Genomic DNA, 10549 nt, shown 5'->3' on the forward strand with positions numbered 1-10549 from the left:
AAACGCGGATCAGGTCGACTGGCGAACGACGAGCTCGGTGGGCAGCATCATCGTCGAGGTGCCGGCGCCGTCGATGATGTCGAGGAGCACCCGGACCATCTCGGCGCTGATGCGATCGAAGGGCTGACGCATGGTCGTCAGCGCGGGGTGGGTCGAGGTCGCGAACGCGGAGTCGTCGAAGCCGCCGACTGCGACGTCCTCGGGAACGCGGCGCCCCGACCGCAGCAGCACGTCGATCGCACCGGCGGCCATCGCGTCGTTCGCGGCGAAGACGGCGTCGATCGTCGGGTCGGCCTCGAGAAGCGACTGCATCGCCGCCACGCCGCTATCGCGCGTGTAGTCACCGTGCCGCACGAGAGCCGAGTCGAAGTCGTCGCCGAGGGTACGGCGGTAGCCCTCGAGCCGGGCCCGCCCACCGGGGGTATCGCGCGGGCCGGCGACCGTCGCCAGGCGCGTGCGACCGCGACTCTGCAGATGCTTCGTCATCGCGATGGCGCCCTGGAGGTCGTCGGCCGCCACGACACCGAGCTCGCCCTCGAAGCCGAGGGGTTGACCCGCCGAGACCATCGGCACGTTCGCCTGGATGAGGCGCTCGACGAGCGGGTTGCCGTGGGCGGAGGTGAAGGCGAGGAGCACACCGTCGACGTGGCCGGCCGCGACGTAGTTCAGGGCCCGGTTCTGCTCGGCCTCGTCGCCCGCCATGATCAAGACGAACGAGATGTCGCGCTTGCCGAGCTCGGCGGAAGTTCCCCGCACGAGAGCCGCGAAGTTCGGATCCTCGAAGAGAACCGCCTGGGTCTCGGTCAGCAGAAAGGCGATCGTGTTCGACCGGCTCATCGCCAAGCTCCGCGCCGCACCGTTGACGCGGTAGCCCGTCTTCTTGATGGCGGCCTGCACGGCGGCCTTCGACTCGGGGCTCACCCAGTTGCGGCCGTTCAGCACCCGCGAGACGGTGCCGCTCGAGACCCCGGCGACCGACGCGACGTCGCGGATCGTCGGTCGCCTGGCGGTCTCGGTCACGATTCGCAGTCTATTGCGGTCGATCGCCGAGACCACGGGATCAGGACTTGACGGCTCCGGCACCGAGATCGACCTTCCAGAACCGTTGGAGGACGAGGAACAGCACGACCAGCGGGATGATCGAGAGCAGCGCCCCGGTGATCACCAGCGAGTACAGCGCCGGGACGGTCGAGCCCTGGTTGAGCAGACCGTTGAGCCCCACGGTGATCGGGTAGAGGCGGTCGTCGCCGAGCATGATGTACGGCAGCATGAAGTTGTTCCAGATGCCCACGAACTGGAAGAGGAACACCGTCACGAGTCCGGGCGCCATCATGGGCACCGCGAGCCGCAGGAAGATGCGGAGATCGCTCGCCCCATCGGTGCGACCGGCCTCGATGATCTCGTTCGGCACCGAGGCACCCGCGTAGATGCGCGCCAGGTAGATGCCGTACGGGCTGATGATCTGCGGCAGCAGCACGGCCCAATAGGTGTTGGTGAGGCCGACCTGCGCGAGCAGGAAGTACTGCGGGATCGCAAGGATCACGCCGGGCACCAGCACGCCGGCCAGCAGCACCATGAACGTGGCCTGCTTGCCCTTGAAGGTGTACTTCGCGAGGGCGAAACCGGCGAAGGCCGAGACCGCCGCCGAGAGGAACGCGCCGACTCCGGCGTAGAGGGCCGTGTTGAGCATCCAGCGCCAGTAGAGGCCACCCCGGTACTGGGTGAGCTCGACGATGTTGTCGAACAGGTGACCCGAGGGCACGAAGGTGTTGCTGGTGAACAGGTCGCCGCCCGACTTGGTCGACGCCATCAGCACCCACGCGAGCGGCAGGAGGCAGTAGAGCGCGCCGAGCAGCAGGATGATCGTCGACGTGTAGCTGGTCTTGTCGTTTGCGCCGATCCGACCCGATCGGTTCTTGGCCAACGGCGGGCGGCCCATCGACGAGCGCGAGGAGAGGGGCTTGGTGACGGTGCTCATGAGTTCTCCTCCTGGAAGGCGCGGCGCTGGACGACCCGGAGGAAGACGAACGAGAGCGCGAAGATCGTGACGGCGATGATGATCGACGTCGCCGAGGCCGAGTTGACGTCGTTGCGGATGAAGGCGTCGCGATAGACCTTCATGAGCGGGGTGTAGGTGCTCGAGATCGAGTTGGTGAGCGGCTTCAGCGTGGTCGGCTCGGCGAAGACCTGGAGGGTCGCGATCAGGGAGAAGATCGCCGTCATGATGAGCGACGGCAGGATGATCGGGATCTTGATGGCGAGGGCGACGCGGATCTCACTTGCCCCGTCGAGGCGAGCGGCCTCGTACAGGTCGGTCGGGATCGCCTTGAGTGCCGTGTACATCACGACCATGTTGAAGCCGACGCCGCCCCAGAGGGCGATGTTGGCGATGGCGAAGATCACGGTGCCCTGCGAGAGGACGTCGGGCGACGGCAGGTTGAGCGCGTTCGCGAGGTCGACGAAGGGGCTGACGCTCGGCAGGTAGAGGAATCCCCAGAGCAGGCTCGAGATGACGGCGGGGACGGCGTAGGGCAGGAAGATGACCACGCGCGAGAAGCCGGCGAGCCGGGTGCGCTTGGAGTCGAGGAGCAGCGCGAAGACAAGCGCGAGGACCAGCATGGCTGGCACCAGGATCAACCCGTACAGGCCCACTCGGCCCGCGCTGGCGAGGAAGTCGGGGTCGGAGAACGCTGCGGCGTAGTTCGAGAGGCCCGCGAAGACCGTCTTTCGAGCGCCGGATCCGAGTCCGAGACCCTGCACCTCGGTCTTCTGCAGGCTGAGGATCAGCGTGTAGACGATCGGCGCCGCCATGAAGACGAGAAAGAGGATGGCCGCGGGGGCGAGCATCGCGTACGGGGTGAAATTGAAACGGCGACGGCGGGCGGCCCGGGGGGCCGGCGCGGACGGCTTCGCCGCCGGATCGCGCCCGGGGGCGGTCTGGTCGACGTCGACGGTGGTGGTCATTTCTAGTCCTCCTGGGGGAAGGGGGCGGGGCGGACCCTGACTTCGGGCCCGCCCCTGAGGAGTGGACGCTGCTATTTGACGGTGAAGCCGGAATTTTTGAGGTCGGCCACAGTGATCTTCTGCATCTGCGCGGCCGCGTCGAGGAACGCCTGCTGGCTCTTGGCCTGAGCTGCCTTGCCGAACTGGTCGTTGAATGCCGAGTAGGCGACGTTCACGTTCGGTCCGTAGGTGAAGGGCTTCACGGTCTCGGCGATCTTGGCGGCCTGGGTGTAGAAATCGGGCTGGTTCTTGAAGAAGCCGTTGCCGGTGGCGAGGGCCTCTTTCGAGTCGACCGTGTCGGCCGGGTACAGCCCGCCATCGGTCACCATCTGGCTGACAGCGGTCTTGCTCGTGTTGAGCCAGGTGTTGAACTGCACGGCGGCCTTGACGTTCTTCGACTGCGAGGTGACCGCGACGGCAGACCCTCCCCAGTTGCCGGTGGCTTGCTCGCCCGCGGTCCACTGCGGGAGCGGCGCCATCTTCCACTTGCCGGCGGTCTTCGGTGCATTGCCGGCGAGGACGCCGGGCGCCCAGACGGCGCTGACCCAGCCGACCTGCGTGCCGGCGGCGAGGCCCTTGTTCCATTCGGGCGTGTACTGCGGCTGGTTGTCGATGACGCCGTCTTCGACGAGTCCGCCCCAGAACGACGCGACCTTCTTGGTCGCGGCCGAGTCGATGTCGACCGACCAGGAGTCTTTGTCGGAGCCCCACCAGGAGGCGCCGGCCTGCTGCGTGAGACCGGCGAATTCGCCGGCGTCGGCGGACGAGAACGTGCCGAGGTAGTTCTTCGGGTCGGCCTCGTGCACCTTCTTCGCGGCGTCGGCGTATTCCGCCCAGGTGGTGGGCACGGAGAGCCCGAGCTTCTTGAAGATGTCAGCGCGGTAGTAGAACATCATGGGGCCGGAATCCTGCGGGATCCCGTACAGCGCGTCGGATCCTAGGGTCACCGACGACAGGACGCCGTCCGAGAACTTCGACGTCGTCGTGTCGGAGACGTCTTTCTTGATGTCGATGATTGCGTCGGCCGACACGAGGGTCGGGATCTTCTGGTACTCCGCCTGCATGAGGTCGGGAGCCCCGGATCCTGCCTTGATGGCTGTCAGCAGCTTGGTGACGGCCGGGTCGCCCGCGTCGGTCTTGACGTAGGTGACCTGGATGTTCTTGTGGGTGGAGTTCCAGGTGTCGACGACCTTGTCCATGTTGGGGGCCCATCCCCAGAAGGTCAGCTTGACCGGCTTGTCGGCGGTGCCGAGGCTGCCGTCGTTGCTGCTCGACGATCCGCTGCTCGAGCAGCCGGTCATGACCAGAGCCGCGGCCAGGACGCCCGCTCCGATTGCGGCGCGAATGGTTCTGCGCATTGTTCCTCCTCGTTGAGTGCCGAGCGTCTTCGCGTCGGCTGCTGTGCACGCCCGGTGCCGGGCCCTGTGACTGTTAGCGGTTACAGTACGTCACGCACTCAGCGGCTTGTCAAGCCCGTCTTTTGCGGTGATACTCGACTCTGTCACCGGTTACAGTTCCGTAACCGGTAACAGTTCCAGCCGGGCCAAGCCCTGTTTTCAGCGAGGAGAACCGAATGACCACGACCCAGCCCGAGACGATCCCCGGCACTGGCAGCGGCTGGCTCCCCGGCACCTCCACCATCGCGTTCGGCGGCGACTACAACCCCGAGCAGTGGCCTCGCGAGGTCTGGGACGACGACATTCGTCTCATGCGCGAGGCCGGGGTCAACCTGGTCAGCATCGGCATCTTCTCGTGGGTGCTGCTCGAACCCCGCGAGGGAGAATTCGACTTCGTCTGGCTCGACGAGGTCATCGAGCTGCTGCACACGGCCGGCATCGCGATCGACCTCGGTACCCCGACCGCCTCGCCGCCCGCCTGGTTCTGGGCGAAGCACCCCGAGGCGCGACCGGTCACCCGCGACGGCGTGCCCCTCGGCTTCGGCTCGCGCGGCATGGCCAGCCCGGGCTCGCCCGCCTACGCCGAGGCGACCACCCGCATCGTCACGGCTCTCGCCGAACGCTACGGCTCGCACCCGGCCGTCACCCTCTGGCACGTCCACAACGAATACGGCGCGCCGATCTCCGAGAGCTACGACGAGGCGTCGGTCGCCGCTTTCCGCCTCTGGCTCGCTGCCCGCTATACGACCCTCGACGCACTCAACAGCGCCTGGGGCACGACGTTCTGGGGTCAGCGCTACGGCGCGTGGAGCGAGATCGACGCCCCGCGCACCGCCGCCACCGTCGTCAACCCGTCGCAGCGCCTCGACTTCGCCCGATTCACCAACCACGCCCTGCTCGAGTGCTTCCGCCGCGAGCGCGACATCCTGCACCGGCTCTCGCCCGGCATCCCGGTCACCACGAACTTCATGGCCACGAACTGCCCGTCGGTCGACTACTGGACCTGGGCGAACGAGGTCGACATCGTCTCGAACGACCACTACCTCGTGGCGGAGCGCACCGACAACCACGTGCTGCTGGCCCTCGATGCAGACCTGACCCGCTCGCTCGCCGCCGGGCGTCCCTGGATCCTCATGGAGCACTCCACCTCGGCCGTCAACTGGCAGCCGCGCAACCTGCGCAAGCAGCCCGGCGAGCTGCGCCGCAACAGCCTGCAGCACTTCGCCCGAGGGGCCGACGGGATCCTGTTCTTCCAGTGGCGGGCCTCCCGCTACGGCGCGGAGAAATTCCACTCGGCGATGCTGCCGCACGCGGGCGAGACGTCGCGGGTGTTCCGCGAGACCGTCGCCCTCGGTGCCGAGCTCGGGGCGCTCGCACCCGCCGTCGGCAGCCGCGTGCACGCGTCGGTCGCGATCCTCTGGGATTGGGAGTCGTTCTGGGCGCAGGATCTCGAGTGGCGACCGAGCGTCGAGCTCGCGCACCGGCGCCAGATCGAGACGTTCTACACGCGCCTCTGGGAAGACGGCATCACGACCGACTTCGTGCACCCGGAGGCCGACCTCTCGACGTACGACCTCGTCGTCGCTCCGAGCCTCTACCTGATCTCGACGACAGCCCGCACGAACATCGAGGCGTTCGTCGCGGCCGGCGGCACCTTCGTCTCGTCGTACTTCACGGGCATCGTCGACTCGCACGACACGGTGCACGACGGCGCGATGCCCGGTGCGCTCCGCGACGTGCTCGGGCTCACGGTCGAGGAGTTCGGCCCGCTTCCCCAGGACACCCCGGTGCAGCTCAGCTCCGGCGCGGTCGGCAGCCGCTGGACCGACGCGATCCTGCTGCAGGGTGCCGAGTCGATCGACGCCTATGTCGACGGTCCGATGGCGGGCGGCGCGGCAGTCACGCGGAACTCCTTCGGTGCCGGTCACGCCTGGTACCTCTCTACCGACTTCACCGCCGAGCAGCTCGCCGACGTGCTGGTGGGCGCCTACGCCGACGCCGGCGTCGAGGCCGGGCCGGTCGCACTCCGCGGTGTCGAGCGGGTGTCGCGCCGAGCCGACGGGGTGACGTTCACGACCTGGATCAACCACACCGACCGCGACGTGACCCTGCCCACGGGCGCGGTCGTGACCGCCGGAGACGCGGTCGTGCTGCGCGACGACGCGTGATCCCGATCCTGCGGGAGGCCCGCTGGCGGACGTTGGCCCCAGGGCAGGTGTGCAGGATCCTGGTGGTCGACCCGGTCACGGGCACGACTCGGGTGGTCCACGAGTCGCACGATATCGCCTACGAGTCACCGAACTGGACGCCCGACGGGCTGTCGCTGATCGTCAACGCCGCGGGCCGCCTTTACAGCGTGCCCGCGGCCGGCGGGGTGCCGACCCCGATCGCCTCGGGGGCCCTCGACGATCACAACAACGACCATCTCGTCTCGCGCGACGGGGCAACGATCTACTCGTCGTCGGAGACCACCGGGCACCTCTTCGCCGTGCCCGTCGGGGGTGGTGAGCCGGTGCAGGTCTCGCCCGATCGAGACGGAGTCTTCGGCTACTTCTTGCAGGGGCAGTCGCCGGACGGTGGCACTCTCGCGTTCACCGGCGCCGAGCGTCGCGACGGGCTCGACTTCGTGAGCGGGCTGTTTCTGCTCGACCTCGGCACGCGGGAGGTCTCCCGCCTCAGCGGCTGGACCGCCGACTCGGTGGGCTGCGACTGGTCACCCGACGGGTGGCTCTACTTCGGCTCGGAGCTCGGCTCATCGACGCGCGGGCACTCGCAAGTGCACCGCATGCGCCCCGACGGTCGAGGTGTCAAGCAGCTGACCGACGACGAGCGCGTCAACTGGTTTCCGAAGGTGTCGCCCGATGGGTCACAGGTCGTCTACCTGTCGTTCCCGCCCGGCACCGTGGGGCATGCGAGCGACGTCGACGTCGTGATCCGGTCGATGGAGCCCGACGGCTCCGGTCAGCGCGATGTGCTCCACCTCACCGGCGGACAGGGCACACTGAACATGAACTCGTGGGCACCGTCGTCCGACAGCTTCGCCTGCGTGTCATATGAGTTGGAGTACTGATGGAACAGCGCATCTACGGCCGAACCGGTTTCTCGGTCTCGCCCCTCTGCATCGGAACCTCGTCGTGGGGCCGCCCCAAGGGTGAGGAGTCGCAGGCCGACGCCGACGTGCGCATCGCCGAGATCGCACGGTCGTGGGCGATCGGCGCGCTGCGTCTCGGTTCGGCGTCGCAGGGCGGGTCGACTCTGAACTTCCTCGACACCTCGAACGAGTACGGCGAGGGGCGCAGCGAGCCGCTGATCGGCAGTGCCCTGGCCGCGTCGTCCGCGGTCGTCGACGGCTCGGTCGGCAACGACCTCGTCGTGCAGACGAAACTCGACCGCGACGTCGCGACCGGCAGCTTCTCGACCGACCGGATGCGACGCTCCCTCGAGGAGTCGCTGTCGAGGCTCGGCCTCGAGCGCATCCAGGTGATGCATCTGCACGACCCCGAGACGATCGGATTCGACGCGGCGATGGCCGCAGACGGCCCGGTCGCGGCGCTCGTCGCCATGAAAGAGGAGGGGCTCGTCTCCTCGATCGGCATCTCGGGCGGCCCCGTGGGCATGCTGCAGCAGTTCGTCGAGACCGACCTCTTCGACGCCCTCATCACCCATAACCGGTACACACTCGTCGACCGCTCGGCGTCCGACCTCTTCGATGCGGCGACCGCCCGGAACATGGGCATCACGAACGCGGCACCGTACGGCGGCGGAATCCTCACCGGTGACCCGCGCTTCGCCGGCTCCTACGGCTACCAGCCCGCGACCCCCGAGATCCTCCGCGCCGTGAACGGCCTGCAGGGCGTCTGCGACTCGTACGGAATTCCGCTTCAGACGGCGGCGCTCCAGTTCAGCATTCGCGAGCCAAGGATCCACTCCACCGTCGTGGGGGTCTCCTCCCTGCCTCGGCTCGAGTCGGCCATCGATGACGCCACCGCCGCTCTGCCCGAGGCGCTGTGGGCGGAGCTCGACGCCGTGGTGCCGGCCGGGATCGCGCTCGACGCGTAGGCGGGGCTCGGCTCTGGGTAACCCGACGCGAAACGGCACGACCCCCGCCACCTCGAGAGGTGACGGGGGTCGTGTCGTAGTTCGTCGTTACTTGAGGTTGTCCTTGACGTCCTCGGTCTTCTTGCGCGCCTCGCCCATGGCCTGGTCTTTCTGGCCCTGGTGCTTCAGCTCGTCGTCGTCGGTCTTCTTGCCGACGAACTCCTCAGCGTGGCCGGCAGCCTTCTGAATGACATCTTTTGCCTTGTCTCCAATGGACATGACGTTCCCTTCTCAACACCTCGCGCCGGGAATCCCCGACTTTCGGCAGATGGTAGGCGCGAGTCCCCCGCAGATGCTCAGGTGACGCGGAAATCGACGCGAATCGGCCATTCCGACGCGGCGCACCAGGTCGGATTGGCCGATCCTCGTCGGTTAGCGGCGGCCCGACGCCTCCTCGCCGCGCTCGTCCCCCGAATCCTCGGCACCGGGCCAGCCGCCGAAGAGCACGCTCGAAGTCATGACCGATCGCGACGACACCTTCACCGCCCTGACCGTCCAACGAGCTCAGGAGAACGTCGACCAGGGCGGCAAGCCGTTCGCCTGCCTGCTCGTCCGCGACGGGGAGGTCGTGGTCGAGGCGCAGAATCACGTCGCTCAGACCGGCGATCCCACCGCGCACGCCGAGATCCGCGCCATCCGGATGGCCGCCGAACAGGGCATCACCGACCTCCGCGGCTTCGACGCCTACGTCACCGCCTACCCGTGCCCGATGTGCCTCGGTGCCCTCTATTACGCCCAGCCCGACCGCGTGATCTACGCGGTTTCGCGCGAGGAAGAGGCCGAGCACTACGAAGACGGCAACCGTCTCATGAGCCTGGGCACGTTCTACGACGAGTACACCAAGAGCATCGAGGATCGATCACTGCCCGCTGAGCAGGGACAGGTCGCGAACGCGACGGCCCCCTTCGCCGATTGGACCGCCAAGCACTCCTCCTGAGCGAACCGACGCGAATCAGGCCTTGGTAAGACACTCTTTGCGAAACCTGCGCGGCAGTCGATGATCAAGGAGAAAGCCGCCGCCGACGCCAACTGCTACGGCGAGCAGAGGCCCTAGCCAGAATGCCAGCGTGCCTGGTTCAGGGCCCACGCCTTGCAACGCGTAGAGGGCCGATTGGCCGATGACGAGCGCTGCCGCCACGATGACCATTAGAGCTGCTAGACGATGACCCGCGGAGTAGGCCTGCCCCCGGGTGAATGACGCAGCGTACTCATCTGCCGCTCCGACAAGCTGCTCTGCGCTCATGCCCGTACGGATTGATTCGCGGTAGGTCTCGCAGAGAACCAGGGCGATCTCATTTTCACGGAGCCTTCTCGAACGCAGGGCGATAGCGAGATTTCTGTAGTAGGTCATCGTCGATCAGCTTCCGTCCGGGGCCCCGACATTTGGGGTCAGGCCTGCGCGCGTCCTCAACAGTGTCATCACGGATGTAAGAAATGTCAATTTTGAGTTGACGCGCAAGATGTGCCACAGTGCACCCGGCGCACAAAGATGTCGCCTCCCCCTCGGGCGCGGGTCCAGCCCAACCGCAATGAAGCGAAAGAGCGCAATGATGATCAGAACCACACTCCTAGCCAGCGCCACGATCGTGGCACTCAGCGCAGGACTCGGAGCCACCCCAGCGCAGGCAAGCGCACCTCCGAATTTTGCTGTCAGTTCGGCAGTAATTCAGACTGCAGACTCCCCCGGTTCCGCAGTCAAGCAAGTCCGGTCACCCGGAGCGGTCACCCCAAGACCGATGTCACCCCAGCATGCGACTCCATCTGAGACTCGCAACCCGATCTTTGGGGCTGCGGCTCGCGCCTTTATCGCCGGCGTGAAGTCCATACCCGGACTGTTCGCCAAGATGCTTCCCGCAGTGAAGGCCAGCCTGTCGCGGTTCGTGGGCTGGCTCAGGTCGGCCCCCAATTGGATCAAAAACATCATCAGTGGCCTCGCGGTCAACGCCATCTGGGAACACATCAAGGGCGCCCTGGGCCTCTGAGCAAGAAGCAGTCGCCGCAGCCGAGCGGAGGCCGCGTGACGGAGCGCGAAGGGGTCGTCTTCCCTACCC

The 10549-nt window shown here is 67.1% G+C and carries 11 protein-coding genes; 5 read left to right on the forward strand and 6 right to left on the reverse strand.

What is annotated here, in order from left to right; genetic code table 11:
* Positions 1–9: 9 nt before the first annotated feature.
* The 4 genes from ASF54_RS10075 to ASF54_RS10090 all read right to left on the reverse strand — a co-directional run bounded on the left by ASF54_RS10075 (position 10) and on the right by ASF54_RS10090 (position 4361).
* Positions 10–1020, reverse strand: a complete 1011-nt coding sequence (locus ASF54_RS10075) for a LacI family DNA-binding transcriptional regulator (RefSeq protein WP_055962429.1) — start codon at positions 1018–1020, stop codon at positions 10–12.
* Positions 1021–1060: 40 nt separating this feature from the next.
* Positions 1061–1978, reverse strand: coding sequence for a carbohydrate ABC transporter permease (locus ASF54_RS10080; protein WP_084816092.1), 918 nt, complete (start codon positions 1976–1978; stop codon positions 1061–1063).
* A complete protein-coding gene (locus ASF54_RS10085; protein WP_084816093.1) occupies positions 1975–2964 on the reverse strand; it encodes a carbohydrate ABC transporter permease in 990 nt (329 codons plus the stop codon). The genes ASF54_RS10080 and ASF54_RS10085 overlap by 4 nt, the downstream gene beginning before the upstream one ends.
* A 71-nt stretch (positions 2965–3035) precedes the next feature.
* Positions 3036–4361, reverse strand: a complete 1326-nt coding sequence (locus tag ASF54_RS10090) for an ABC transporter substrate-binding protein (RefSeq protein WP_055961582.1) — start codon at positions 4359–4361, stop codon at positions 3036–3038.
* 215 nt (positions 4362–4576) lie between these two features.
* Here ASF54_RS10090 and ASF54_RS10095 point away from each other — a divergent pair, with 215 nt between their 5' ends.
* Genes ASF54_RS10095 through ASF54_RS10105 form a run of 3 tightly spaced genes read left to right on the forward strand, consistent with a single transcriptional unit; the run spans position 4577 to position 8459 of the window.
* Complete coding sequence (locus ASF54_RS10095; RefSeq protein ID WP_055961585.1) at positions 4577–6568, forward strand: beta-galactosidase; 1992 nt, start codon at positions 4577–4579, stop codon at positions 6566–6568.
* Positions 6565–7470 (forward strand): TolB family protein, encoded by a 906-nt coding sequence (locus ASF54_RS10100; RefSeq protein ID WP_157510108.1) that lies wholly within the window; start codon positions 6565–6567, stop codon positions 7468–7470. Before ASF54_RS10095 ends, ASF54_RS10100 begins: the two co-directional genes overlap by 4 nt.
* Complete coding sequence (locus ASF54_RS10105) at positions 7470–8459, forward strand: aldo/keto reductase (RefSeq protein ID WP_055961591.1); 990 nt, start codon at positions 7470–7472, stop codon at positions 8457–8459. The genes ASF54_RS10100 and ASF54_RS10105 overlap by 1 nt, the downstream gene beginning before the upstream one ends.
* Before the next feature lie 87 nt (positions 8460–8546).
* Here the strand turns inward: ASF54_RS10105 and ASF54_RS16440 are convergent, their stop codons facing one another.
* Positions 8547–8717, reverse strand: a complete 171-nt coding sequence (locus ASF54_RS16440; RefSeq protein WP_123940423.1) for a CsbD family protein — start codon at positions 8715–8717, stop codon at positions 8547–8549.
* A 238-nt stretch (positions 8718–8955) separates the two neighbouring features.
* Here ASF54_RS16440 and ASF54_RS10110 point away from each other — a divergent pair, with 238 nt between their 5' ends.
* The gene (locus tag ASF54_RS10110) at positions 8956–9435 is read left to right on the forward strand and encodes a nucleoside deaminase (RefSeq protein WP_055961594.1); all 480 of its coding nucleotides are present in this window, start codon (positions 8956–8958) and stop codon (positions 9433–9435) included.
* 15 nt (positions 9436–9450) lie between these two features.
* Here ASF54_RS10110 and ASF54_RS10115 read toward each other — a convergent pair whose 3' ends face one another.
* The gene (locus tag ASF54_RS10115; RefSeq protein ID WP_055961597.1) at positions 9451–9849 is read right to left on the reverse strand and encodes a hypothetical protein; all 399 of its coding nucleotides are present in this window, start codon (positions 9847–9849) and stop codon (positions 9451–9453) included.
* 463 nt (positions 9850–10312) lie between these two features.
* On the opposite strand from ASF54_RS10115, the gene ASF54_RS16445 reads away from it, so the two are divergent.
* Complete coding sequence (locus ASF54_RS16445) at positions 10313–10480, forward strand: hypothetical protein (RefSeq protein WP_157510109.1); 168 nt, start codon at positions 10313–10315, stop codon at positions 10478–10480.
* Positions 10481–10549 lie beyond the last annotated feature (69 nt).

It is taken from the genome of Frondihabitans sp. Leaf304 (assembly GCF_001423105.1).
Classification (GTDB): domain Bacteria; phylum Actinomycetota; class Actinomycetes; order Actinomycetales; family Microbacteriaceae; genus Frondihabitans.

Excerpts from the sequence above, each read along its gene's own strand:
- ASF54_RS10085 (WP_084816093.1), bottom strand. The coding sequence starts at position 2,964 with ATGACCACCACCGTCGACGTCGACCAGACCGCCCCCGGGCGCGATCCG.
- ASF54_RS10105 (WP_055961591.1), top strand. The coding sequence starts at position 7,470 with ATGGAACAGCGCATCTACGGCCGAACCGGTTTCTCGGTCTCGCCCCTC.
- ASF54_RS10095 (WP_055961585.1), top strand. The coding sequence starts at position 4,577 with ATGACCACGACCCAGCCCGAGACGATCCCCGGCACTGGCAGCGGCTGG.
- ASF54_RS16440 (WP_123940423.1), bottom strand. The coding sequence starts at position 8,717 with ATGTCCATTGGAGACAAGGCAAAAGATGTCATTCAGAAGGCTGCCGGC.
- ASF54_RS10115 (WP_055961597.1), bottom strand. The coding sequence starts at position 9,849 with ATGACCTACTACAGAAATCTCGCTATCGCCCTGCGTTCGAGAAGGCTC.
- ASF54_RS10090 (WP_055961582.1), bottom strand. The coding sequence starts at position 4,361 with ATGCGCAGAACCATTCGCGCCGCAATCGGAGCGGGCGTCCTGGCCGCG.
- ASF54_RS10080 (WP_084816092.1), bottom strand. The coding sequence starts at position 1,978 with ATGAGCACCGTCACCAAGCCCCTCTCCTCGCGCTCGTCGATGGGCCGC.
- ASF54_RS10110 (WP_055961594.1), top strand. The coding sequence starts at position 8,956 with ATGACCGATCGCGACGACACCTTCACCGCCCTGACCGTCCAACGAGCT.